This is a genomic window from Campylobacter showae (assembly GCF_004803815.1).
Taxonomy (GTDB): Bacteria; Campylobacterota; Campylobacteria; order Campylobacterales; family Campylobacteraceae; genus Campylobacter_A; species Campylobacter_A showae.
Window position 1 is genome coordinate 188468 of record NZ_CP012544.1, and the last position, 25407, is coordinate 213874.

Annotated in this window: 17 protein-coding genes, 1 tRNA gene and 1 pseudogene; 10 read left to right on the forward strand and 9 right to left on the reverse strand. The window is 42.8% G+C overall.

Annotation, left to right across the window (positions count from 1 at the left end; all coding sequences use genetic code 11):
- Positions 1 to 132 precede the first annotated feature (132 nt).
- The 6 genes from CSHOW_RS00960 to CSHOW_RS00985 all read left to right on the forward strand — a co-directional run bounded on the left by CSHOW_RS00960 (position 133) and on the right by CSHOW_RS00985 (position 5431).
- Positions 133 to 972, forward strand: coding sequence for a hypothetical protein (locus CSHOW_RS00960; RefSeq protein ID WP_002949293.1), 840 nt, complete (start codon positions 133 to 135; stop codon positions 970 to 972).
- Positions 973 to 1087: 115 nt separating this feature from the next.
- Positions 1088 to 2002: a branched-chain-amino-acid transaminase gene (gene ilvE / locus CSHOW_RS00965; protein WP_002949291.1), complete on the forward strand. Its 915-nt coding sequence runs from the start codon at positions 1088 to 1090 to the stop codon at positions 2000 to 2002.
- An 8-nt stretch (positions 2003 to 2010) separates the two neighbouring features.
- Entirely contained in the window at positions 2011 to 3114 is a 1104-nt protein-coding gene (locus tag CSHOW_RS00970; protein WP_002949289.1) for an SPFH domain-containing protein, read from the forward strand.
- A 298-nt stretch (positions 3115 to 3412) separates the two neighbouring features.
- The gene (hisIE, locus tag CSHOW_RS00975) at positions 3413 to 4291 is read left to right on the forward strand and encodes a bifunctional phosphoribosyl-AMP cyclohydrolase/phosphoribosyl-ATP diphosphatase HisIE (RefSeq protein WP_002949285.1); all 879 of its coding nucleotides are present in this window, start codon (positions 3413 to 3415) and stop codon (positions 4289 to 4291) included.
- Between the two features lie 79 nt (positions 4292 to 4370).
- The gene (locus CSHOW_RS00980) at positions 4371 to 4898 is read left to right on the forward strand and encodes a DUF2393 family protein (RefSeq protein ID WP_002949284.1); all 528 of its coding nucleotides are present in this window, start codon (positions 4371 to 4373) and stop codon (positions 4896 to 4898) included.
- Positions 4898 to 5431: a DUF2393 family protein gene (locus CSHOW_RS00985; protein ID WP_002949283.1), complete on the forward strand. Its 534-nt coding sequence runs from the start codon at positions 4898 to 4900 to the stop codon at positions 5429 to 5431. Before CSHOW_RS00980 ends, CSHOW_RS00985 begins: the two co-directional genes overlap by 1 nt.
- Before the next feature lie 765 nt (positions 5432 to 6196).
- Here CSHOW_RS00985 and aqpZ read toward each other — a convergent pair.
- From aqpZ to CSHOW_RS01000, 3 genes are all read right to left on the reverse strand, one after another.
- Positions 6197 to 6907 carry an aquaporin Z gene (gene aqpZ / locus CSHOW_RS00990; protein WP_002949277.1) on the reverse strand — a complete coding sequence of 237 codons (711 nt, stop codon included), beginning with the start codon at positions 6905 to 6907 and terminating at the stop codon, positions 6197 to 6199.
- 636 nt (positions 6908 to 7543) lie between these two features.
- A complete protein-coding gene (locus CSHOW_RS00995) occupies positions 7544 to 9016 on the reverse strand; it encodes a bifunctional metallophosphatase/5'-nucleotidase (protein ID WP_039895385.1) in 1473 nt (490 codons plus the stop codon).
- A gap of 271 nt (positions 9017 to 9287) precedes the next feature.
- Entirely contained in the window at positions 9288 to 10472 is a 1185-nt protein-coding gene (locus CSHOW_RS01000) for a tetratricopeptide repeat protein (protein ID WP_157753477.1), read from the reverse strand.
- 1529 nt (positions 10473 to 12001) lie between these two features.
- Between CSHOW_RS01000 and CSHOW_RS01005 the strand changes: the two genes are divergently transcribed.
- Positions 12002 to 12256, forward strand: a complete 255-nt coding sequence (locus CSHOW_RS01005; protein ID WP_039895380.1) for a hypothetical protein — start codon at positions 12002 to 12004, stop codon at positions 12254 to 12256.
- Between the two features lie 67 nt (positions 12257 to 12323).
- Here the strand turns inward: CSHOW_RS01005 and CSHOW_RS10360 are convergent.
- A pseudogene (locus tag CSHOW_RS10360) lies at positions 12324 to 12642 on the reverse strand (transposase); the annotation flags it as partial.
- A 524-nt stretch (positions 12643 to 13166) separates the two neighbouring features.
- Here CSHOW_RS10360 and CSHOW_RS01015 point away from each other — a divergent pair.
- Positions 13167 to 15665 carry a molybdopterin-dependent oxidoreductase gene (locus CSHOW_RS01015; protein WP_002949269.1) on the forward strand — a complete coding sequence of 833 codons (2499 nt, stop codon included), beginning with the start codon at positions 13167 to 13169 and terminating at the stop codon, positions 15663 to 15665.
- 3 nt (positions 15666 to 15668) lie between these two features.
- Positions 15669 to 16226, forward strand: a complete 558-nt coding sequence (locus CSHOW_RS01020) for a hypothetical protein (RefSeq protein ID WP_002949268.1) — start codon at positions 15669 to 15671, stop codon at positions 16224 to 16226.
- Positions 16227 to 16413: 187 nt separating this feature from the next.
- Here the strand turns inward: CSHOW_RS01020 and CSHOW_RS01025 are convergent, their stop codons facing one another.
- From CSHOW_RS01025 to dapB, 5 genes are all read right to left on the reverse strand, one after another.
- A complete protein-coding gene (locus CSHOW_RS01025; RefSeq protein ID WP_002949267.1) occupies positions 16414 to 17109 on the reverse strand; it encodes a response regulator transcription factor in 696 nt (231 codons plus the stop codon).
- Positions 17106 to 19088 carry a cache domain-containing protein gene (locus CSHOW_RS01030; protein WP_002949265.1) on the reverse strand — a complete coding sequence of 661 codons (1983 nt, stop codon included), beginning with the start codon at positions 19086 to 19088 and terminating at the stop codon, positions 17106 to 17108. Before CSHOW_RS01030 ends, CSHOW_RS01025 begins: the two co-directional genes overlap by 4 nt.
- Positions 19089 to 19551: 463 nt before the next feature.
- A tRNA-Met gene (locus tag CSHOW_RS01035) sits at positions 19552 to 19628 on the reverse strand.
- A 271-nt stretch (positions 19629 to 19899) separates the two neighbouring features.
- Entirely contained in the window at positions 19900 to 21237 is a 1338-nt protein-coding gene (purF, locus tag CSHOW_RS01040; RefSeq protein ID WP_002949262.1) for an amidophosphoribosyltransferase, read from the reverse strand.
- A gap of 310 nt (positions 21238 to 21547) precedes the next feature.
- Complete coding sequence (dapB, locus tag CSHOW_RS01045) at positions 21548 to 22315, reverse strand: 4-hydroxy-tetrahydrodipicolinate reductase (RefSeq protein ID WP_002949259.1); 768 nt, start codon at positions 22313 to 22315, stop codon at positions 21548 to 21550.
- A 142-nt stretch (positions 22316 to 22457) separates the two neighbouring features.
- Here dapB and CSHOW_RS01050 point away from each other — a divergent pair, with 142 nt between their 5' ends.
- On the forward strand, positions 22458 to 25301 hold the full coding sequence (locus tag CSHOW_RS01050; protein WP_002949254.1) for a M16 family metallopeptidase: 2844 nt from the start codon (positions 22458 to 22460) through the stop codon (positions 25299 to 25301).
- The last annotated feature ends 106 nt before the right edge of the window (positions 25302 to 25407 follow it).

The window sequence follows — 25407 nt, forward strand, 5'->3', positions numbered from 1 at the left end:
ATATTGTTTTTTATTTAAATTTTGAAGTCAAATTTGGATTAAAAGTTTGCGGTCAAATTTGAGATTTAAGCCGTTTTTGGTTTAAATCGCCCCTTTAAACTAAAGAATTAAATTATTTAAAAAGGAAAAAATATGTCATTTTTTGAAAAATTAAAGCTAGCTTTTTACACGATTTGTCGCCCCGAAAAGCTTATTTCGTTTAGGCTCGCAAAGCCCGATCCGCGCTACACGCGCGAAGCGAATTTTACCCTAAAATACGGCGTCCTTCACGCTCATCAAAATATGAACGCCGTCACGATCGCCTACGATCGCCTGTGCGAGCAATATGCGGGGTTTAAGCCGCTTTTCATCATCGAAAACGCTCCTCAGTGCGAATACACGAATATGCACGCAAGCTCTAGTTACGAGGCGCTTGACGAGGAGGAGTATAATGCGCAAAATCCGGACGCGCGCGACTTTCCCGCTGCGGAGTTTCGTTTGATGCTAAGTATCCTGCGCAACCCCGAATACAAGACTGAAGTTGGCGAATTTTACGGTAAATTTAGCCTAAATTATCCAGATAAATTAAAGGCTTTAGAATACCTGAATACCCGCGATTATAACGCTCTTGACGAGGATATCGACGTGTATCTGTGCTCTTGCGAGCGCAGTACGGACGTATTTGCGAGAATGATTCAGGGGTATTTTGCCGATGATTTTGAACCTGAGCAGACGTATGTGTTTATTTTGATGATGAACGAGCGATTCGGGTTTGAGTTTATCGGTATCGGCGCGACTCTGATGCTATTTTATCGCCGCAAAAATTTAAGCGACGCCATGGCCGAGGAGCTACTGCAAGAGCTGGCCAAAATTTACGATACGCCTTACGAAGCGATCAAAAAAGCTCTGTGGCATAACGTGTTTGGCTCTAATAATACGCTCGTGCTACCGTTTGCCGAAAATATCGAAGACACCGTAGCGGATGAGCTGTAAAATCGGAGTAAATTTTGCCTAGCAAGCTCAAAATTTTAGGACGAAATCTTAAACATTACAAAATTTTAAAGAAATTTTAGCTACACTCAGCAAATTTTATAAAAAAGGATATTAAATGAACCCTTCCGAATTTATCTGGATGGACGGAAAATTAGTCAAATGGGAGGACGCTAAAGTCCACGTTTTAACCCACTCGCTTCACTATGCAAACGCCGTATTTGAGGGCACGAGAGCCTATATGACGGATAAGGGCTTAGCGATATTTCGCTTGAGCGACCACACCGCGCGCCTACTAAAATCGGCCAAAATGACGATCCTAAATGTCAAATACACGCAAAAAGAGCTTGAAGACGCGCAGGTCGAGCTACTTCGCGCAAATAAATTTAAATCAAACGTCTATCTACGCCCGATCGTTTACCTAGGCTACGGCGTGATGGGTCTAGCTCACACCAAAGCTCCTGTAAATACCGCAATCGCTGCATGGGAGTGGGGCGCATATCTAGGCGAAGAGGGGCTAAAAAAGGGCATCCGCGTGAAAATTTCAAGCTTTGCCAAACTAAACGTCGGTGGTCAAATGAGCCGCGCAAAATCAAGCTCGAACTACCTCTGCTCGCAAATGGCAAACTACGAAGCCAAAGAGGCCGGCTACGACGAGGCGCTGCTGCTTGATAGTGAGGGCTACATCTCCGAGGGACCGGGCGAGTGCTTTTTCATTGTGGAAGACGGCGCGCTCGTCACTCCTCCAAACGACAGCAGCCTAGCTAGCATCACGCAAGACACCGTCATCAAAATCGCTCACGATCTAGACATCGAAGTGCGCAGAGAGCGCATCACCCGCGACCGCGCATACACTGCGGACGAGGCGTTTTTCACGGGTACGGCGGCCGAGGTCACTCCGATAAGCAACATCGACAACCGCGTGATCGGCGCGGGCGAGCGCGGCGCGGTAACCAAACGCCTACAAGACGCGTATTTTGATGTAGTTTATGGACGCAATCCAAAATACGCCTCGATGCTAACTTACATTTAAGGAACGAAATGCCAGCAGATTTGAACGATTATTTTAATAAAAAACGAGGCTCCGGCGGCGGAGACGATAACGGCGGCGAGAGCAAGGGCCCAAAAGTGAATTTTAAAACGCCTGATTTTAAAGGATTTGGCAAAATTTCGGCCTTTGCCTACGTCATCATCGCGCTCGTGGCAGTGATCGCGCTCACGCAGCCTTTCGTCACGATAAACTCGGGCGAAGTGGGCATCAAGTCAAATTTGGGTAAATATGACCCGTCTCCGATGCAGCCGGGACTGCACTTCTTTATCCCGTTCTTGCAAAAGGTCATCGTAGTCGATACGCGCGTGCGCCTCATCAACTACACTTCGGGCGAAGATATGGGCGAGGCGGCGCAAAAGTACGGCGCGCAGGCCCAAGCCGGTATCATCCGCAAAAACTCGATCTCCGTTTTGGACGCGAGAAACTTGCCTGTTAGCATCGACATCACGGTGCAGTACCGCCTAAATCCGGAAAATGCGCCTCAAACGATCGCGTCTTGGGGGCTTAGCTGGGAGAACAAGATCGTTGATCCCGTCGTGCGCGACGTCGTGCGCAGTATCGCAGGTAAATACACCGCCGAGGAGCTTCCGACAAAGCGAAATGACCTAGCGACGGCTATCGACGAGGGTATCCGCAAGGACATCGACGCACAGCCAAATAAACCAGTCGAACTACTAACCGTGCAGCTTCGCGAGATCATCCTACCTGAAAAGGTAAAAGAGCAGATCGAGCGCGTGCAAATCGCTAAACAAGAGGCCGAGCGAACCAAATACGAAGTAGAGCGCGCAAATCAAGAGGCGCTCAAAAAAGCAGCCCTCGCAGAAGGTACGGCCAAAGCTGCTATCATCGAGGCTCAGGGTCGCGCGGACGCCGCTAAGATCGAAGCCGACGCGCAGGCATACGCAAACAAAGAGGTCGCAAAAAGCCTCGATCACAATTTGCTAAATTTAAAGCAGATCGAAACGCAGGCCAAATTTAACGAGGCGTTGCGCGAAAATAAAGACGCGAAGATATTCTTAACGCCTGGTGGAGCGGTGCCGAATATCTGGGTGGATACGAAGGATAAAGAGAAGCAAAGCGCGATAACGCAATAATTTTTGTTTGGAGCGACTCGCCTTTTTTACGCTTTGCGGGCGAACGCTTTTTGCGAGGTCGGCTAAATTTAGTTTGGATGGCTTTGCTTCGTTGCCGTTTGTAATCGCAAGCAAAGTCAGGTCCGCCGCTAAATTTACCTGAGTAACTCCAAAATCATCTCGAAACAGGTGTAGTTTTTTGCGAAGCGAAATATTTTTGCAAAAAACTTCGCCTTTTTATGCTCAAATTTGAAGTCAAATTTGAGCTTTAAATTTTGCCCGTGCGCCGAGCCAAACCCGTAGCCGAAAGGAAATAAAAATGAAAATAGATTGGGAAAAAGTGGGCGGCCTTTTGCCTGCCGTCGTTCAAGAAAGCTCGAGCGGCGAGGTTTTGATGCTTGCTTATATGAACGAAGAGGCGCTAAATTTGAGCCTAAAAACCGGCTTTGCGCACTATTTTTCGCGCACGAAAAACCGTATCTGGAAAAAGGGCGAGGAGAGCGGAAATACGCAGGCCATAGATGAGATTTTCCTTGACTGCGACAACGACACTATACTGCTCAAAGTCGTTCAAAACGGCGGCATAGCCTGCCACACCGGCGCAAAATCGTGCTTTTTTAGAAAGATTTCTGGAGACGGCGGCGAGTCAAATTTAGCTAGCGATGATGGGCAAAATTTGACGCGAGAGCAAAATTTAAACCAAGCCAAAAAGCCGATCTACGGCATAATCGACGAGGTTTATCACGCGATATTAGACCGCAAGCTAAATGCCGATCCGCAGACTTCATACGTCGCGAGCTTGTTTAAAAAGGGCGAAAACGCAATCCTAAAAAAAGTTGGCGAGGAGGCCACGGAGCTCGTGATGGCGTGCAAGGACGCCTCGGTGCGCAAAAACGAAACTTCGCAGTTTGACTCTGCCGCAAACGGTGGTCAAATTTCGTCAAATTTAACCCAAAACGAAAATTTTGCTAAAATTTCAAACGAAAACGCCGCAAACAAAAACAGCCAAACTGAGACATCTCAAAACCAAAAGCCAAAAACGCCGACCGAGGAGATCATCTACGAGGCGGCCGACCTGTGCTTTCACTCGCTCGTGGCACTAGCGCTACACGGCATTCACCCTGACCGCGTCAAGGCCGAGCTCGCGCGCCGTTTCGGACTAAGCGGTATCGAGGAAAAAAACTCGCGAAAAGGCTAGGGTGGTCAAATTTGGCACGCTTTGTGCAGGAGGATTTTAAATTTGGCTCGCCGCAAGGCAAACGAAGCAAAGAGGCAAGATGATAAACGAACTAAAACAAGGCTTAAATTTCTATCTGACGCACCTTGGCTGGGTGGATTTTGCCGCCTATATCTGGATGTTTTTGACCTTTTTAGCGCTTGTTTCGCTTTGCATTTACGTCGCGTCAAAGTCCTTTTTCGCGGGCTTTGCGCTGATGATCGTTACTATCGCGGGGCTTGGATGCGGGGCGTATTTTATGCCTAAGCTTTTAGATGAAAATTTGCGAACCCGCTCGCTCGAGCTAGTCTCAACCAAGCAGCTTGAGTACTCAAACACGTTGCTTGTGGATCTGCGCCTCACAAATCTCTCCAAAAAACCGTTTAACTACTGCGAAATCGGGCTTAGCTTTTACAAAAACTCGGGCAATACGCTGCGCCGATACGCAAACGAGCTAAAGCCGTTTTTGAGAGAAAATATCGTGCTAAAAGACGCGCTAGACATAAACGCGACGCGCGAGATCACGCACGTGGTAAATAACTTTCGCGCACAGGACTACAACGTAACGACAAGTTCGGAGTGCTTTTGATGGAAGGGTATTTTAACGTATTTCACTTCATCGCGATTGCGGTTTTGGCGCTACTATCGATGCTTTTCGCGCTGATATCGCGCGGCGAAAAAAACCCGAAATTTTTTAAAATTTACATTGCGATAAACGTAATAGCGACGCTGACGCTTGGATATTTTTTCATGATGATCGTGGATAAATACACCAAAAAGGCCGTGCTGACGGAGTTTTCAGGCCACCGCGTACTAAGAAACGAAACCATCGTGTTTAAGGGCTTGCTGCGAAATACGGGCGAGTTTAGCATCGCAAACTGCGATCTGACTGTTAAGCTCATCAATAATCCCGTGAGTAAGGACACGATCGCAGGTTCCATCTTTAAGCCTAGCGGACTATCGCTATCTTCGCGCAGCGACGAGCGCTCAAACGTCGCGGAGATCACCGCTAGCGTCGCTAAAAATATCGCGCCGAAGCAGATACGAAATTTTAGCCTCTCGATGCCGTATCCGTCGTACTTTGCTAATACCCAAACGATAACAAAGCTGGAGTGCAGATAGGGCGCGGGCAAATTTACTCGAATGCGATATAAAAACCTCCAAAGGAGCTTTTTGTTGAAGGTAGGTATAAACACAAAAATCACGATCTTGTCGATGTTCTTAAAAATAACAAGCGTAGAGATAAAAAATAAACATATATAGTCCGTTCAAAAATTCCGAAAAAGAAATTTAGAGAAATTTTATAGTGTTTTTAGCTCGATATGGAAGTGGTATAAATAGCGGAGTTTATTAAAATTTCATAAAAAAAATCGATAAAATAGCCAAAAATATCAGAATTTTATGGCCGGCGTGCATGATAAAATATTTAATTTTAGAATAGATTTCTGGCTCGTATGCCTACTTGGTTAAAAACTTACTATTTTATAACATTTCTTGGCTTGTGGTTGCTAGTAAAACGGCATACTAAAGTGCGACGTTCAAGTTTGTTTATATAGCCTAAAACTATTTTGCAAATGAATTGATGCCGATGTCGCCTAGATGTAGCGACTTTAATTGCCCGCTATCTATTTTGATTACCTGGGAAGGCTTACGATGGTTTGTTGGATTGCGGAGACGAGGTTATAGTGACACAAAGAACTCAAAGAATAATTTAATTGCGATGCGCTTACCGTTTGTTAAGACGAAGCTAGAAGGATAGCGAAGTAGAGGTTAGATGTAATAACGGTAATATGTTAAATAGATTATTATATTCGCTTAACTGATCTTAATTTTAAAAATTTTATGAAAATAGAAAGGGCGAAGACCGCCCTTGAAGTATAAATTTAATTATTTTGCGCTTTTGCAGCAGCCGCATGTGCAGCCCATAACTTTATAGATGATGGCTCCGATGATCGCTCCAACGATAGGCGCAACCCAGAAAAGCCAAAGCTGCTCTAATGCCCAACCGCCCTGAAATATCGCAACGCCGGTTGAACGAGCTGGGTTAACTGACGTGTTTGTGATAGGTATCGAGATAAGGTGGATAAGTGTTAAACCAAGGCCAATAGCGATCGGTGCAAAGCCTTTTGGCGCACGCTCATCAGTCGCACCTAAGATGATGATAAGGAAAAACGCAGTTAAAACCACCTCAGCAACTAGCGCTGAAACTAGACTGTAGCCATTTGGTGAGTGCTCGCCGTATCCGTTGCTAGCAAAACCACTCGCAGTAGCGTCAAATCCAGCCTTACCTGAAGCGATAAGATATAGCACGGCAGCAGCTGCGATCGCTCCGATAACTTGTGCGATGACGTAAGGCACGAAGTCTTTTTTGTCAAATCTTCCGCCAACTAGTAGGCCAACTGATACAGCTGGATTGAAGTGGCCGCCGCTGATGTGACCAACTGCGTAAGCCATCGTAAGAACCGTAAGGCCAAATGCTAGCGAAACTCCGACAAATCCGATACCAAGCTCTGGGAAAGCCGCTGCAAATACTGCACTGCCGCAACCTCCAAAAACTAACCAAAATGTACCAAAAAACTCAGCTAAATATTTTTTCATCTCTTCCCTTTTAGGTAAATTTAAAAGCGCGCGATTTTAGCATAAATTTGTAACTTTGCAAAATATTTTATAGTCTAAATTTATAACATAATGTCTCATGAGCTTTTTAGTATTTGTTCCGATTATTTAACTCGCGTCTCGAATTTGCTGAAAACTTAGCAGTACCGATATCAAGATTCTCCGAGCTTGGCGTGCGGCACCTAGCGTAAGCGCATATTTTTTACGTTTTTGTTGTTCTCTACGTACCGTTAAATCGATTATTTGCATATTTATTAGTTATCATCTAAGTTGTTAAATTTTACTCATAGACCACGATTTGTATGCTGTCCGAAAAGAGCGTATTTGCTAAAACCGTCGCTGCCTTTATCATAATTCAAAGCAAAAAGTATCCTTAAATATAAGCCTTTAAAATCAAAACAAAAATTAAAAACGCGAAGAATTATCTTGAACAAAATTGCGATAAGAGCCGGGTTGATCGTAAAAAGCTTCTAGACATTAAGTATTGGGGCTTTATTTGCCGCAATCAAGCCCGTAGTCATTTGACGGTTCTTTTGCGCTTATCGCTGAATGCGGCGGAAATATAGCCACAGTTGTGTGGTAAATATTAAAAAGTCGCATGGGCGACCGAAAATACTTTTAATCCAAAATCGTTAATCGCCCCTCTACGTCTTGCCGAATAGCTTTGTGCGAATTTAAATACTCCGCCAGAATATCCAAGCAAGAAGTAGAAATCATCTTAGGAGCGCCGAAAGTTTTCACGTGCTCAAAACTGACGCCAAAGAAGCTTTCAAGGTTACAGTAATGATAGTTTTGCAAACCGACCGTAAAAATACCATCATCGGGCATTTCCACGCCCTGATAAGTTAGACTTACGATTTCTTGGCGGGAGCGTGAATAGGCAAGTTTGATACCCTGCGATAACTGATAAAATTCCGTTTTACCCAAAAAGGCGTCGTCCCTTAGCATATAGCGCATCATTTGGCGAAAGGTTCGGCCGTCCACTTTTAGCATATAAACGCCGTCGTCGTATGGAAAAATCTCGACCAAACCGCCGTATTCTACAATCAGCCCCAGCTTCTCGCCGCGAATACTGCCTGAGCCAAGCAACATAATATCTATGCCTAGGCTGTTTTTGAAAATATCGGCAAACAAATTTCCCAAAGCCGTTTCGGTGTTGCGCTGCTGGTGCGTTAGCGGACAGCTAAAGCGGGTGATGACGCGAGTATATTTTTGATCGGTTACGCTCTTATATTTTCGAATCAAATTCTCTATTTGTTCATCGACCGGGCAGTACTTGTCGGTTATAGGGATACACTGCCATTTATAGCTTTCGATGCTGTTGGTGTCGGTATTAACTACGATATCAAACCGCCCGATTTGGTCGGTGCCTACGCCTACTTGCGCAATCAAAATATCATTGACGACATATGGTTGCTCCATCAAGGTATGAGAATGCCCTCCGATAATCAGATCGACGCCCCATTCGGGTCGTAGCATGGCGGCTAGCTCTTTATCTGATTCAAAACCGATATGGGTCAGCAAAACCGTAAAATCGATATCGATTCGGTTGTATGTGTTGCAGATTCGCCCGACCTCTTGCGCCGCCTCTTCGATTCCGATGAAAGAACCGATCAGGTGGTCTTGCTTGGCCTGCGCCAAAACCGCATCGGTAATGATACCGATAAAAAGGATTTTCATGCCGTCAAGCTCCATAATGTAGCAAGGCGGAAATAGACGGGCGTGATTGGTTTTGATAAACAAATTTGCGTTTATGATGGGAAACTGGGCGCACTTTTCTATAAATAATAAATGCGGAATACCGTAATCTAGCTCGTGATTGCCTACTGTAGCGATATCTGGCGCTAAAGCATTCATGATCTCGATCGTGGAAATCCCTTTGTACTCCGAATCGATAATGGAGCCTCGAAACATATCACCGGCAATAGCGTAGATGACGTTTTTCTCGGTCTGACGAACTTGATTTATATAGCCTGACAGCATAGAGACGCCGCCTACTAGCTTGTCGTCCACTTGCTCAGCCAAAAAGTCTCCATGCAAATCATTGGAGTGAAGTAGGGTTAATTTTTTTAGATGCGGTGTGGGATTCATTTGGTCGCCTCCCTAAAGAAAAAAGCGGTAAAAACGAAAAGAATTTTAAGCAGTAAAATAAAATATTTGCAAACCATAAAACACTCTCCTTATAGAAAATTTTATCGGTTCCTGACTTCTTTTTTATTAGATTACTCTCTTTTTTATGCGTCTTGCTTAAACTAAAACCGTTTTTTAGTAGAAATTTAAAGTCGCATATTTAACTAAAAATTTCGCAATCTTTTAGTTTATTTGAGCCGAGTGCAAATTTAAACTCGGCTCAAATTTAAATTTATTTACGATTTTTTATTGTATCTAGCCACTTGCAACCGTCTTGATCGCCTCCGTCGCAAGCCTTCTTAGCGATTCCCTCAATTCTTTTGCAAGTTGCAGTATCACCTAGCTTGCATGCTTTGTATCCATATTCCATCGCTTTGTTATTATCTCCTCTTACGAGGTCTGAAGCATAGAGGCACGTATACGCAAGCCCGTACTCGCAACCTCTGTCAAAAAAATACAACTTCTTTTCCGGATCGTTAGTGTATTTTACGGCCTCATAGCATCCCTGCGCATATCCGTATTCGCAAGCTTTTTCGTAAAAATATAGCTGATTTTTCGGATCGTAGTTGTAGGAGCTTGCTATCTGGAAGCAAGCTTCGCCGTCATTTTTTTCTTCGCAAGCAGATTTTCGTTTTTCTGAAACTTCTTTTTGCTCGGTGATACTAGCAATTTGGCCGCAAGCGCGTTCAAATCCGATTTCGCAAGCTTTGTTGTAAAAATATAACTTTTTTTCCAGATCGTTTCTGTAATAAGTATCTGCCAGCTCAACGCAACTATAACCGCGCTTTTTTTCGGTACAAAAAAACTCAAGCCTCTTGCTCGTGCCGCCTATCTTGTCGCACGACGGACTTTTTGGATCGTCTTTGCAAGCGATAGTGTAGAGTTCCGTCGCTTTTTTCTCGTCTTTCATGCCGTATTGATCGCTTTCATAGAGTACAGCTAGATTGGCGCAGCCTTCTTTATATTTATCGTAGCAAAGTTTTTCTAAAATTTTCTTGCCCTTTTTGATGTCTTGTTTTATGCCTACGCCATCCGTATAGAAGTGGCTCAGGATAGCGCACATATCGTATATATCTCTATCGCACAATCCTTCATATAGATTAAACGATTTTTTATAATCCTTTTCTACGCCCTGACCGTAATAATACATATAGGCAAGAAGCTTACAAGAAGTATCGTCCTTTCCGGAATCGCAGCCCTTTTTTGCGTAATTAAACGACTTTTCATAGTTTTTTTGTCTGTGTGCGATGGAGGCTAGCGTGCCGCAACTTTTAGCATCTTTTGCTTTGCAAGCCGCATCGCGCTTTTCCTCAAGCTCTTTTGGATAGCCCTTTTCGCAGCATAGCTGGACCTTGTTTTTTGAATAATCGCAACACTTTTTATAGTACTCCGTGACTATTTCCGAATCGCAAGGCATATCCGGCTTCGTAGTGTCGTAATGCTTCGCGAGTCGTTCGCAAGACAACCAACTTTTCTCTTTCAGGCAACCCTCTTTATCGTAGGCGACGGCCTCTACGGTTTTGCCGGCCGATCTTAGTTGCTCTGCGATTACAGTACTGCTTTCCGCATGAGCGGATACTGCAAGCAACGCAACAAAAAAGATGAAAACTAGTTTCTTTATAGCGATCTCCTTGTATGGAATTTGTTTATTATTGATTATGCTATATTTTACTAATAACGAGGTTATTTTTAGGATAAATTTAATGTTTTCTTTATCTGTATTATTTTTGCGAAATTTGGCAAATATAAATATTTTATACTGAATTATTTTGAGCGCTTGCTGAGATTGACTGAAAGGATATATTTTTAAATTAGGCTCACGCAAGGGAGCGGTAAGTTACGTTTAGAACTGCATTCTTGAAAAGTAATGAGCGTAGCGAATAGAATTTAGATATAACGCTAAAAATACACAGGAAAGCTATATCATAAACTGTTGAAATTTATAAGAGAGAGTCCGTTTAAGTTTAATTGGGCCTAAAATTTATATTTGTATTTTTATGTAGCCATTTAATATGTATAATAGTATATATGTTAATCATAATATACACTATTGCTACATGAATAGTTAAATTTTGAAAAACGCCCATAGCAAGTATCTCGAGTCTATCCGCTAGCCATTCTGAAAATATACTGCTATTTATTAAGTAGCCATTGTAATTTATATACAGAGCATATCCAATAAATATAACACAAAAGATAGTTATCATACGCTCTTTTTTACTGCTTTCAATTTTAATAAAATTTTCAGGAAATATTCCTTTATTAAGATATTCGTATGCTCCAAAAAACTGCTTGGCCTCATTATTTAATTGTGGCGATTGCATAATGCACCATATTGATATCATAATGCATGCCAGCCATAAGTAGCTAAAATAAAATTCACATAATTCAGGTAAATTGCTCACACTAGAATAGTATTCTATATTTGGAAAAATATTTTTCATGAATTGTGTAAAAAATTTTAGTAAAGGCAGTAAGCTCATTATGTGGTTTGGTAAAATAAAAATAATAAGCAACAAAGCTACGTGCGTATACAGCGAAGAAATGAAGCATTTACCAAAATAGTTATTTTTCTAAATTCAATATATTCTTCTTCTAATGTCTTATTGGGGCTATTTGGCATTATCAAACTAATCCAGTATAAATAAAAATAAAATGATTATACTACTTCTTGGCTTATTTCGCACTTGGCGCTCAATACTGATTGCGATGATTTTTGATTTAATACTATAATTGTTTGGTTTTACGGATTTTCAAGCTACTATCGGTTTACGGTCAAATTTATGTTATTTGGATTTAAATGAGTAAAGTTGCTAAGAAGCTTGCCACCGTTGTCAATAATACGAGGACTACTGGAAAAATACTCAAAAATAAGCCATCCATACTCTTTCAGATGTTTCAGCTGATTTTAGTATCGTTTTAGCAATCTCGGGTCCTTTTGCTCTTATGAAAGGAGCTAAGAATTTAGGTAAAGCAAATAAGAAATTTGATGAGAGTTTAAAAGAAAATAATGTAAATAATGATACTATTGTAAATTCTAACGCCAATTTAAAGCGCAACGAGCATAGTTTGAACAATAAAAATGGTAGTGTCCAGGCCGGTAGAGAGATTGGGGGATTAAGGAATAATGATGTTACGATACCTTATATAGGTAAAATAAAAGATGTACAATTGGCAAAAAATATAAATGAAACTATATGAGACATTATAAATAATCCGATAAAATCTAAAACTTAAATGAAAAAAAGAAAATGGGATTGGCTTTGGCTCAATTAAACTTAAGCGGATTCTCTCTTATCAGTTTTAATAGTTTCTGATATAAGTTTTTCTGTGTAGTTTTAGTATTATATCTTAATTCACATTTTTTTAAATGAAGCAGGAAGCTCTCTTTTTGATCCCTTTAAATTTAGATAATCTATGTTTAGCATATCCCCAGAAATTCTCAATGCCATTTATATGGTTTTTACCATTAGCGAATTCATTTTTATAGTGTTTTACTCTGTAGTGTGCCTTGGCTCCATAATCCACTAATATCCATCATAAGCCTTCCAGCAATCAGAGTAAATTACACTCTCGTCTAATTCGCTCTTGTGCTTGCACTCTCTTTGAGAAAAACTCCTTCGAAAGTTTTTAACTTATCTTGAGCCTTATAGCATTAAAATAAAAGAGGTAACTACGACCAAAAACTTTGAGCTTTTAAGTTTTACCTCAAAAGCCAAAATTTGAAGCATTTTGGGGAAGGAATACTATAAATTTACAAAAATGGAAAAAGGTGTGATAATTATGTGGTTTTTAAAGAAAATTCATCGAATATCCGATAGAAAATCAGCTAGAAACTCCGTCTGACAGAATTCAGGTCCTTTTTAAGAAGGTCTCTTCTTGCAGTTATGATGACTGCGAAGGATATGCTAATATTGTAAACATCGAGAAGTTTACAGGCAATGCCCCAAGAGTAAAGGTATTTTCAAAATCTAATGCATAAAATTTGTAGTATCTAGGTTTTTTAGAACACTTTTTATAAATTTTTTTAAAATTATACTTTTATTATGCTTTTGATTTAAAATCATATTTATATTTTAAACTAACCACAAAATTTCACAAAGGAGAAAAGATGCAAAGACGAGATTTTTTAAAAGCTGCAGCAGCTACAGCCGCTGGTGCAAGTAGCTTAAACGCAACAAGTCTCATAAGTGACAACCTAATGAGCGACACGCCTGCAAAGATGAGCGCAAGCCATTTTGGTGCTATCAAAGGGCTAGTTAAAAACGGTAAATTTGAAGGTGTATTAGATGCCAGCGAGATTGACTTTTACCCAGTTAGTCTAACTCAAGGCGTGGTTGCTAGAACCTACGATCAAACTCGTATCGCGCGTCCAAGCGTGCGCAAAGGATACCTTGAAAAAGGCTATCAAAGCGATAAATCAATGCGCGGTAAGGACGAGTGGGTTGAGATAAGCTGGGAGCAGGCTTTTAAACTAGTAGCCGACGAACTAAAACGTGTTAATAAAGAATATGGCGGTAGCGCAATCTACGGCGGTAGCTACGGTTGGTATAGCGTTGGTAGCGTTAATAACCCGCAAACGCTTCTTGGCCGTATGCTAAATATCATTGGCGGCTACACGACTCGCACGCTAAACTACTCGCAGCATGCTATTAGTGCGATTACGCCACACGTTGCAGGCTCTGACGAGGGCAACTCTCTTGTTACTGCGTGGCCTGTGATACTTAAAAACACCGAGGTTGTCGTCATATGGGGAGCTGATCCGATCAATACAAACCAGATCGCATGGGGCGTGGCAGATCATGAGAGCTACATTTATTTTCGTAAGTTAAAAGAGCAGATGAAAAAACGTGGCATCAAAGTCATAACGATCGATCCAGTTTATAACAACACCGCAAACTACCTAAACTCAGAGCACATTTTTGTCAATCCAACAACCGACGTTGCTATGATGATGGCGATATGTTACGAGATGATGAACGCTGGCGTGGCTGATGAGAAATTTCTAAAAAAATATACAAGCGGCTCAGAACAATTTATCGCTTATCTCAAAGGCGAGAGTGAGGATAAAGTCGTGAAAAATGCGGCTTGGGCAGCAAAAATTTGTGGCGTAAGCGAGGCGGATATTATAAATTTGGCTAAAATTTTTGGCTCAAAACGTACTATGTTAATGGGCGGTTGGGGACCACAGCGCGCACATCACGGTGAGCAGTTTCACTGGATGATGATAACGCTTGCTGCGTTTATTGGACAGATCGGCTTGCCTGGTGGCGGATATGGCTTTGGTTACCACTACTCTGACGGCGGTTGCCCAAGTCCAGCTGCGCCAAACGGTAGCGCACTTGCACTTGCAAGCGGCTCTGCTACGACATCTACGGCTTTCCCAGGACTAGGAGCTATCGGCATCGTACCATCAACTGAGGGCGAGTGGAAAAACCGCAGTAATATTGCTATTCCTGTTTCAAGAATCCTTGATTGCATAAACAACCCTGACAAAGAGGTCGATTTTAACTGCAAAAAGATTACCTATCCGACTATAAAAATGGCATACTGGGCTGGCGGCAATCCATTCCATCATGCGCCAGATACAAATTTAATGGCCAAAACATTTGAAAAGCTTGATACATTTATCGTGCAAGATTGCTTCTGGACGGCTTCGGCTCGCATGGCTGACATCGTTTTGCCGGCTACCACCGAGCAAGAGAGAGATGACATCACAAAATCTCATACAAACAAATTTATTATAGCTATGCACAAGATTGCCGAGCCATACGAGCAAGCTAAAAACGACTACCAAATTTACTGCGGCATTTTAAAAGAATTTGGCGATAAAGAGTACATGGCATTTAGCGAGGGTAAGAGTGAAATGGACTGGATCAAGCAGTTTTATAATGCCTCAAAGAAAAAGGGCGATGATGCAAAACTAGGCATGCCAAGTTTTGAGGAGTTTTGGGCGAAAGGTTATGTTGAGTTTAAAGTCCCGCCTCACGCTCACGAATACGTAACTATGGCCGAATATAGAAAAAATCCTATCATCAACCGCCTAGGAACGCCATCTGGCAAGTTTGAAATTTTGTCTAAAAAGATTGCAAAAGCGGCTTATGATGACTGTAAGGCGCACCCAACTTGGATGGAGCCGATGGAGTGGCTAGGAGACGTGGAAAAAACAAAAAAATACCCATTAAATTTAGTAACTCCACACCCAAAATACCGCCTTCACAGCCAACTAAACAACACATGGCTTAGAAACATTGAAGAAGTTCAAGGCAGAGAGCCTGTATGGATGCATCCAGACGATGCAAAAGCTAGAGGTCTTGAAAACGGCGATGTGGTAAGAATTTTTAACGATCGAGGTCAAACTTTAGCAGGACTTATCGTGACTAAAAACGTAAAACAGGGCGTTGTTAGAATGCAAGAGGGCAGCTGGTGGGATCCAGATAAAAACGGACTTTGCAGGCACGGAAACGTAAACGTCCTAATACCAAACGAGCCAACCTCAAGCCTTGCTATGGGAAATCAAGCAACTGCACTCGTGCAAATCGAGAAATTTGAGGGTGAATTGCCAAGCCTAGAGGTCTTTTCTCAGCCAAAATTTGCAAAAAAAGGATAAGAAGTGAAAAAAATAGTTATATTTTTAGGGCTTAGTGCTGCGCTTTTTGCTAACGATGCTTATGTCGGTACGCCAGCTAAAATTTTAGATAAGGTTGGCGGCAAAGAGATCGGTCAGCTTTTTGTGGGCGCAAAAGTCAAGGTATTAAAAGATAGCGGCAATTTCGCCGAAGTCGAATATAACGGCTTTGTGCCTGGCGAGGGCAATACGGCTTATGCTAGACTAGGTGTCCTAGAGAGCGACATAAGTGTTAAAAACGATAAAAATTTCAAGAAAAATGGCGTCCAAAAAGATGACTATGACAACGAATGGATCAAGGTTAGCGTTAAGGGAGTAGTTGACAAAAAGGCTTTAAAATCAAATTTAGACGAAGTTTATAAACCTGGCGAAGAGTTGTTTAAAGAGCGATGTGGGGCATGTCATGCACTACACGGATACGATGAGTTTAACGTAAATGTTTGGCCAAGTGTTATAAAAACTATGATTGGCAACGCTGGACTTGATGAGACAGAAACGCAAACTTTGACTAGATTTTTACAAAGTAAAGCTCCAATAGAATAACTTTATTTTGTGCATCGTCTTTCATGAGCTAGAAAATTTCGGCCTTTGGTAGACTATATATCTACTCTTAGGACGAAATTTTCTCTACAACTCGCTTTTAGAAAATCAAATCATAGTACTATTATTTTTCAAATTTGACTTTTTGCGCTTAAATTTAAATTTTACACGCTGCTTTAAAGGCAAATTTTTAAACTTCGTCATCAAGCGAGAGCTTGTAGCCAAGTCCTTGAACGTTTTTGATAAGTTGTGTATAGGTTTTGGTGCGTAGTTTGTTTATGTAGTTTCGTATCGTTTCAAATGACGCTACTTTACCGTTCCATGCGAAATTTTCTATCATATCAAACGATACGACTCGCTCTTTATTTATCGCTAGGATATGCAAAAGTCGCTGTTCGGTTCTAGTTAAAACGATGGTTTCGCTCTCTTTATAAAGTAATCTGCCTTGTGTATCGTAGCTAAATCCACGACCTAGATTTAAACGTTTACTAGTCTTTACGCCGTTTTTTGTGGCCATTAATATCATGATTAAAAGCTGCTGTTTATCAAATGGCTTTTTAAGCAGATTTGAATTTTGTATGCTTAGCGAGTTTTGTAAATTTTCATCGGTATCATAGGCCGTAATAAAAATGATCGACACACGCTCGTCAAGCTCTCTAACTCGTTTTGCCATCGTTGTTCCGCTCATATGGGTCATATTTATATCAGTGATGATAATATCGATGTCGTTTTTGCTAAAGCTCTCAAGACCGTCTTGCCCGTTTTGCGCCTTGTAAATTTGCCCTACATATGGTGCAAGAAGTCCAGCCAAAACTCCTTGCAGCTGCGTGTCATCCTCAACTAAAAGCACATTTAAGCGTGCTAACTCTTTAAAAATTTCGTTCATTTTAACAGCTCTATTTCAAATTTTGTCGGGTTTTTAGCATTTGCAAGTCTTATGTCGCCACGTAGTTTTTTCTCAAAAATCAGCTTGCAAAGATAAAGCCCCATACCGGTGCCATCGTCGCCTTTTGTTGTAAAAAACGGTTCAAAAATTTTATCTAAAAGCTCGCTATCTACGCCATTTGCATTATCCTCGATAGTGATAATAAATTTGTTCTCATCTTGACGAAGATTTATTTCTACATAAGGAATGAAGTTGTCGGTACTTTTTGCCTTTTTGGCCAGCTCGTCTTTTGCGTTTGTGATAAGGTTCATAAGCACATGTTTTATGTAGTTTGCATAGCCTTTGATCTCATGAGGTCCATCGTCGTATGTAAAGCGTAACTCGATATTTTTTACTTGAAGCTGTGGTCGGCAAATGTATAAAACATCATCAAGCACGTCGATTAAGTCAAATTCTTTCTCGCAAAAATCCTCTTTGTAAAAATCCCTAAAAACATCGATAGTCTCATTCATAAGCTCAACGTTCATGCGTATATTTTCAATGTTTTTTAGTGCCATTTTATCGCCATTCTTGCCGCTTAACAGCTCATGCGTATCGCTTGCAAGAAGCAAAAGGGTATTCAGGGGCTGCTTGTATTGATGCGAGATCACGCTTATCATCTCGCCAAGTGCTGCCATTTTGGAGTTTTGCAGTAAAATTTGCTCTTGTTTTTGCCTATTTTGTTCCAAACCCACTTCATGCGTAATATCGTGCGACATGATAAAAACACCCTCAAATACGCCTTGCTTGTTAAGCAGCGGCAAAAACTCTGTTTTATAAAACAGCTTGCCCTTTTTTGAAGTCAGGCTAAAGCTCTTGGTTGGGTTGCTGCTGATTTGCGTAAATATACTCTGTGTGGTTTTATTTGAGCAAAAAATATTAGAGAGTTCTTTTAAATTTTTACCGATATTTGCCTTAAATTTTAGGCCAAAAATTTTCTCGAATTCTTTGTTGATAAAGGCGATATTGCCGTCTTTATCCGTGATAACAAGCCCACCTATTGGATTTTTGGCAAAAAGATTTAGAAGGTGTTTGTTTTTGTAAAATTTTCGCTGTGCCACGTAAAGACTAGCAAAGGCGCAAATACCAAAAAATGCCAATGCCAAAAAAATACCAAGATCTTTTAATGCTTTTTTGTCGATTTGCCTGTAAATCATGCCCTCATCAAGCACGCTAACTAGCATCCATTTGCTATTTGCGAGCGTATCATATACAAAAATATAAGGCTTATTTTTGATAAGAATTTGCTCATTTCCTTGTTTTTTAACTGAAATTTTTTGCAATACCTCTTTGGTTTGAGCGCCTGAAAAGTCTAAAATTTGCTCTGTTTGATCGAGGATGTTTTTGCCATCTACCATTAAAAACGCTGAGCCATTTGCAAGCGGAAAGAGTGCGGCAAGCTCCTTTTGAAAAATTTCAAAGTCAAGGTCAGCCGTCAAAACACCTATAAATTTACCATTTTTTAAAAGCGGCGTTGAGACAGAGATGACGTAGATGCCAAGCTGATGGTCTATATATGGCTCAGTAAAGCTTGTTGTCATACTCTCTTTTGCAGCCACAAACCAAGGGCGGTCTGAGAAATTATATTGCGGCTCGATTTCGTTACTTGCGACAAATCTGTAGCTATCCGGATATCCGGCATAGACTGCTAAAAAGCTACCCGTTCTAGCAACAATGCTAAGCACGCCTTTTATCGTAGTATAATCTTGTGTATAATCTTTTGTCGCAACAAATTTTGCTGTCTTCTCAAGCAGTCGCTTTTGCTGCTCGATACGCTCATTTATGATTGCCTTGTATTTTTGTACGGTTTTTATTTGACTTAAGACGGCAGAGTCGTAGGTTTGTTGTTTGTTTTCATCATAGTTTGTAAAAACTAGATAAAAATATCCCACAGCAACGGCGACTAATAAAATGTAAAAATAATTTTGCTTGAATTTCATTTCGCTATTATAGAATTTTTAAGATAAAAGTGCACAATAACGATAGAAAATTTGTTGTTTTTCTGTTTTATACCATTTGATCTTAATGATACAAATGTGGTCATAATTGTAAGTGGCGCATAGGCGAGAGCGATAAGCAATATAGGGTTTTATGTAGATGGGTTTGAGTGAAGAATTGAACTATCTTAATATAAATAACAAAATATTTTATTTTTGATAATATTTGCCAACAATAAACAATAGGATAAATTTGATCTTTTGGTTTAATTAGAAGATATTAGAGATAAAGACTAGATTTTTAAATATGAATCCAAAGTAATTTTATAGGATCCTTTTAGTAAAATAAAACAATTCTGAAAAATTGTACCACTTTTTATCAAAAGTATACCATAGTTTAAGAAAAAATTCAAAGAAAGGGAAACTTCAAAAGAGGCGGTTTAAATACCGATGAATAGGGCATTTATGGTGTCACGGGGGAGACTTGAACTCCCGACCTCCGGCTTATGAGACCAGCGCTCTAACCAGCTGAGCTACCGTGACGTTAAAGTTCGCAATTATATTCAACGTTTGCTTATATATTGATAAAATATTTTCATTTTTGCGCAGTAGGGCGCCCAAAAGTCAAATTTTAAAATTTAAATTTGCAATTTTCGGTCACAAATTTGTCAAATTTAAATCAACAAAAATCCAAATTTGAGGCAAAAACGTCAAAAACAAAAATTTGCATTTTCAAGGTGCGGGTTTTGCCGCTCAAATTCGGTAGACTCAAATTTGCCTAAATAGGTCAAATTTGAAACGGCAAAAGCCGAATTTACTTGATAAAATAATCTCCGTCAAAGCTAACCAGCGAGTACTTGCGCTCGCTGCCGATGCTGCTAACCAGCTCGTCCACGTCTAAAAACTCGAGGCTGTCCGCACCGATAAATTTACACACTTCCTCCGGCGTTTTGTTTGCGCTTATTAGCTCCTCGAAGCTTGGAGTATCGATACCGTAGCGCTCCGGGTATTTTAGCTCGGGGCAAGCGACTTTGAAATGTATCTCTCTCGCGCCCGCGTGACGTAGTAGCTCAACGATCTTTTTAGAAGTCGTGCCGCGTACGATGCTATCGTCCACGACGACTACGCTTTTGCCCTTGAGTAGGCTTGCCATCGGGTTTAGCTTGAGTTTGACTTTGAGATTGCGCATCTCTTGCGTCGGCTCGATAAAAGTGCGTCCGACGTAGTGATTACGCACGATAGCTAGCTCAAACGGTATCCCGCTAGCGTTTGCGTAGCCTAGCGCCGCCGGCACGCCGCTATCAGGCACCGGCACGACGAAGTCAGCGCCAATCTTGCTTTTTTTAGCTAGCGTTTCGCCCATTTTTTTGCGCACTTCGTAGACGCTTTTGCCCTCGATTACGCTATCTGGGCGTGCGAAATAGATATACTCAAACGCGCAAACTCTAGGCTCGGCTTCAAAAAGGCGCACGCTCTCAAATTCGCTTTTGCCCTGCTCGAAAACCAGCATCTCGCCGGGCTCCACGTCGCGGATAAAGGTCGCGCCCACCAAATCAAACGCGCACGTCTCGCTAGCTACGATATAGCCGCCGTCTTTTAGGCGTCCCAGAGAGAGCGGTCTCACGCCCCAACGGTCACGGATGGCGAAAATTTTATGTCGCGACTGGATGAGTAGGCAGTAGGCGCCCTTGATCTGTTTTAGCGCCGCGACGATGCGGTCTTGTAGATGTTCGCTTCGGCTTCTAGCGATGAGATGCACGATATTTTCGGTATCCATATTGCTCTGAAATATCGCGCCTTCGGCGATTAGCGCGCTGCGGACTTCGTCTTTGTTTACGAGGTTGCCGTTGTGCACGATAGAGACTTGGCCTAGCGAGTAGTTCGCGGCGATGGGCTGGGCATCGGCGGCGGAGTTTTTGCCTGCGGTGGCGTAGCGGTTGTGGCCGATCGCCATATCGCCTTTTAGACTCTCGAGGTTTGTCTTGTCAAAGACTTCGGTAACTAGCCCGCGGCCTTTGACGGTTTCTATACGGCCGTTTTCGCATGCGCTGATGCCGCTTGCTTCCTGGCCTCGGTGTTGCATGGCAAATAGCGCATAATATGCCGTTTTTGCCGCATCTTTAGAATTAATCACTCCAACTATCGCACACATTTTAATTTTTCCTTTTTGAGGCTCGTCTCGCGAGCGCTTTTTGCGGAGCTTGAAATTTCCGCCCTGCGACAGACTACATGTCTAGTCTTGGACGAAAATTTCTGCGCAACCCCAAAAATCATCTCGCGATACTTTGCCTCTCATGCTAAAATTTAATTATCAAAAATTTGAACGCAAAATGATAAGGCGCAGGATTTTTCGCTTAATTAAGGCGAAATTTAATTTTTAAGCGTAGGCTAACCGCGTGGGTTGCCGAGCTTGAAAATTAAATTTCAACGCAAAGTAAGTAGAAAAAGCCAAGCCGCCTATTTTACAATCCCAGGCAATCATCTATCCCGTACAGCCCGCTCTCTCGCCCCGCCACCCAAATAGCCGCCTTTATCGCGCCTTTGGCAAAGGTCGCTCGGCTAGTTGCGGTGTGATTTAGCTCGATAAACTCGCCCTCGTTGTAAAATCCGACCGTATGCCTGCCCACGACGTCGCCGCCTCGCACCGCTAGGATCGCGATCTCGTCCTTGCTGCGAGCTCCGACCATGCCGTCTCTACCAGTCACCAAAACGTCTTTTAGGTTTAGCCCTCTAGCCGCTGCTACGCGTTCACCAAGCGTCAGCGCCGTGCCGCTTGGGGCGTCTTTTTTGTGTCTGTGGTGCTGCTCGACGATCTCGGCGTCAAATTCGCGCAATGCCTTTGACGCAAGCGCCGCCAATCGGTTTAAAACCGCGACGCCAAGGCTCATATTGGTAGCGTAAAGTATCGGCATCGCCGCGCTTGCTAGCTTTAGCAGGTTCGCGCCGTCTTCGCCAAGACCCGTAGTGCCGATAACTAACGGTTTTGGGTCGGTGCGAGCGTAGTTTAGCAGATTTATCGCGCCATCTTTGATCGTAAAATCGATAACGACGTCGCAGTTTGCGAAAAGCTCGTCAAATTTGTCCGTGAGGATGACGTCCTGGGGCAATGCAAAGTCAAGCGGCTCTATCGTATAAGCCGCGCTGAGTTTCGCGTTTGGCTCGTTTTTTAGGCACTCGATGATCATGCGTCCCATTTTGCCGCTTGCGCCGTGGATTCCTATTTTTACCAAAATTTATCCTTTAAAATTTGGGCTAAATTTAGCATAAATTTTATAAAAAATAAATTTAGCACGGCCGCCGACTTCGCTACGCGCGGGCAAAAATATTAAAAATTGCGCTATATAATCGGCTTTTTAAATTTAAAGGACGACGATGAGGAAAATTTTATTTTTATTTCTAGCCGTTTTTGCGGCGAGCGTTTTAGCCAAACAAGCGCCGGTCGCACAGGCGGCCAAAACGCGGCAGCTGGACGCAAATTTGAGTGCGTTAAATTTGACGGCGGAAGATAAAACCGCTCAAAATATAAATTTGACCCAGGATCCAGCTATAGCGAGCGGCGAGCTAGCAAACGGGTTAAAATACTACGTCAAGGAAAACAAACAGCCTGCAAATTCGGCATATTTTTATCTAGTCGTAAACATCGGCTCGACCGATGAGCGCGAAAACGAGCTGGGGCTGGCGCACTTTACCGAGCACATGGCGTTTAACGGTAGCCGCGAGTTTAGTAAAAACGAGCTGGTGAAAAAACTAGAGAGCCTCGGAGTGGCATTTGGTGCGGATCTAAACGCACAGACTAGCTACGATCAGACTAGCTATCTACTGGAAATCCACGTAAACGAGCAAAATTTAAAGGACGTTTTCCGCGTTTTTCGCGACTGGATCGACGGCGTGAGCTTTGACGCGGCCGAGCTGGATAAAGAGCGGGGCATCATCGTCGAGGAGGAGCGCGCTAGAAATACGCCTGCGTATAGATTTTACATCAAAAACCGCGTGCCCGAGCTATACGGAGATAGCATCTACGCCAAAAGGTCGCCCATCGGCGATATGAATATCGTAAAAAACGTCGACGTAGCGACCATAAAGGGCTTTTACGAGAGGACGTATCAGCCTAGATTTATGAAATTTATCGCGGTCGGAGACTTTGATAAAAAGCGCATCGAGGAGATGATAAAGCAAAGCTTTAGCTCGGCTAAAAACACGAACGACTACGCGAGCCCCGATAAAACTATCCAGGTAAAAAGCGGTTTTAGCGTAAACAACTACGACTCCGCCGAGATCGGGCTAAACTCGCTAAATTTGATCTTTACGCAAAAGTACAAATTTGACGGCGAGATCCAAAGGCTCAGGCAAAATTTGCTCGCAAACTATATCTCAGACCTAGTCGCGATGATATACGAGCAGCGAAATTTAGCTCTGCGCGGGCGATTTTACTCGCCGATCATCGAGGATCAAAACGTGCTTTACGCCTTTGAGATAAACGCCGTGGATGATGATTTTAGCGGCGCGCTTAGCGATCTGGCGAGCGTTTTAAAGGGCGTGGAGAAATTTGGCTTTAGCAAGGCGGACTTTGAGAGCGCGAAAAAAGATTTTATAAACTCGGCTAAAAATGCCTATTTGCAAGCGGGCAACAAACGCTCGAGCGCGGTCGCGGCAGATATCGAGGAGACGACTAGGATCGGCGGAGTGTTGCTTGGCGAAAAAGACCTGCGCGACGTTACTTTGGCGCTTCTTGATGAGATCAGCCTGGATGACGTGAATGCAGAATTTAGGCGGATACTGGCCATCGACGCAAAAACTTTAAACGTGATTAGCGCCAAAGGAGCGAAGCTAAATGAGGCTAAATTTGATCAAATTTGGGCGGAGGCAAAGCCGTACGATACGCTAGCTTCAAATCAAGCAAAGAGCGAGCTTTTTGACTACGGAGCGCTAAAACCTAAAAATTTCGTCTCGAAAAAGCATAACGAAAAGCTTGATTTTTATCTTTACGAGCTACCAAACGGCGCGCGCGTCGCATTTAAGGAGGTAAAAACCAAAAAAGACGTCGTCTGGCTAAGCGCGGTTAGTCGCGGCGGCACGTCAAATTTAGCCAAGCCAAAGCAGGGCGCGCTGGCGGTAGAGGTCTCAAACGAGAGCGGGGCAGGGGAGTTTAGCAACTACGATCTGGCTAAAATCCTAAGCGGCAAGCAGCTAAGCTATAGTAAATTTATCGATCAGCTTTCGCAAGGATATAGCGCAAGCTCGGCTAGTGCGGACTTTGAGTGGCTTTTGCGCGCGCTGTTTTTGGAGTTTAGCGAGCCTAGATTTGACGAAAACGCGCTAAAAAAGACAAAAATCAACGAGCTTGAAAAGCTGGAAAAGACCAAAAATCTGCCCGAGCGCAAATTTCGCGACGAGTTTGCGAGATTTTTCTACGAAAACAACCCGCGAACGAACCCGCTCGAGGCCGCGGACATAAACGAGCTGCAGATGAGCGACGTAAAAAAGATAGTGAAAGAGAAATTTACCAACGCGGCGTCGTATGATTTTATCGTGGTCGGCGATCTAAATTTGACCGCCGCCGAGCCGCTTTTGCAAAAATATCTGGCAAATTTACCCGCACGCGCGGAACGCGAAAATTTCGTAGATGACGGCGTGAGGACGATCGCAGGCGAGCAGGAGTTTAAGCGAAGCTACCAAACCACGCAACGAAGCGACGCCGCGATGATAATGAAAAACGAAAAAGTGAAGTATTCGCGCCCAGAGCTACTGCGCGTAAACGCCCTATCTGCGGTGCTTTCGATGATGCTGCGCGAGGACGTGCGAGAGGACCGCGGGCAGGTCTACGGCCTGGGCGTGCATATGAATCTCGCAAAATACCCTTACGAAAGCTTCACCGCGCATTTTGGATTTACGGCTGCGCCTGATAACGTAAATGCCGTGCTAGGCGAGATAAAATCAAACGTTGCCGAGCTAAAAGGCGGCGCGGATATCCAGCGCTATCTGCAAAATTTCAAAAAATCAGCCCTCGTAAAAATGCGCCAATCCTACGTTCAGGGCGAATTTTGGACGCGCACGCTCATGCGCGAGCTGGTTTTTGGCGATGAGGTTTTGAGTCTTGACGAGTACGAAAACGCGGTAAATGCGCTCACCGAGCAGGACGTGAAAGACGCGGCGAAGCTCTATCTAAACGAGAAAAACGTCGTGATAAGCGTGAATAACCCCGCTTTGGCGAAGTAAAATTTGAGCCTCGGCGGTAAATTTGATTTGCTGCCCGGGCGACGAGCGCAAATTTGGCTTTAGATTCGGCTGGGAGCTGTTAAATTTGAAGCTAAATTTGCATCTT

Excerpts from the sequence above, each read along its gene's own strand:
- CSHOW_RS01000 (WP_157753477.1), bottom strand. The coding sequence starts at position 10,472 with ATGCCTTGCGATTCGGAAATAGTCACGGAGTACTATAAAAAGTGTTGC.
- CSHOW_RS01050 (WP_002949254.1), top strand. The coding sequence starts at position 22,458 with ATGAGGAAAATTTTATTTTTATTTCTAGCCGTTTTTGCGGCGAGCGTT.
- CSHOW_RS01005 (WP_039895380.1), top strand. The coding sequence starts at position 12,002 with ATGAAAGGAGCTAAGAATTTAGGTAAAGCAAATAAGAAATTTGATGAG.
- CSHOW_RS00980 (WP_002949284.1), top strand. The coding sequence starts at position 4,371 with ATGATAAACGAACTAAAACAAGGCTTAAATTTCTATCTGACGCACCTT.
- CSHOW_RS00985 (WP_002949283.1), top strand. The coding sequence starts at position 4,898 with ATGGAAGGGTATTTTAACGTATTTCACTTCATCGCGATTGCGGTTTTG.
- purF (WP_002949262.1), bottom strand. The coding sequence starts at position 21,237 with ATGTGTGCGATAGTTGGAGTGATTAATTCTAAAGATGCGGCAAAAACG.
- CSHOW_RS01025 (WP_002949267.1), bottom strand. The coding sequence starts at position 17,109 with ATGAACGAAATTTTTAAAGAGTTAGCACGCTTAAATGTGCTTTTAGTT.
- CSHOW_RS01015 (WP_002949269.1), top strand. The coding sequence starts at position 13,167 with ATGCAAAGACGAGATTTTTTAAAAGCTGCAGCAGCTACAGCCGCTGGT.
- aqpZ (WP_002949277.1), bottom strand. The coding sequence starts at position 6,907 with ATGAAAAAATATTTAGCTGAGTTTTTTGGTACATTTTGGTTAGTTTTT.
- CSHOW_RS00995 (WP_039895385.1), bottom strand. The coding sequence starts at position 9,016 with ATGAATCCCACACCGCATCTAAAAAAATTAACCCTACTTCACTCCAAT.
- hisIE (WP_002949285.1), top strand. The coding sequence starts at position 3,413 with ATGAAAATAGATTGGGAAAAAGTGGGCGGCCTTTTGCCTGCCGTCGTT.
- CSHOW_RS00970 (WP_002949289.1), top strand. The coding sequence starts at position 2,011 with ATGCCAGCAGATTTGAACGATTATTTTAATAAAAAACGAGGCTCCGGC.
- CSHOW_RS00960 (WP_002949293.1), top strand. The coding sequence starts at position 133 with ATGTCATTTTTTGAAAAATTAAAGCTAGCTTTTTACACGATTTGTCGC.
- ilvE (WP_002949291.1), top strand. The coding sequence starts at position 1,088 with ATGAACCCTTCCGAATTTATCTGGATGGACGGAAAATTAGTCAAATGG.
- CSHOW_RS01030 (WP_002949265.1), bottom strand. The coding sequence starts at position 19,088 with ATGAAATTCAAGCAAAATTATTTTTACATTTTATTAGTCGCCGTTGCT.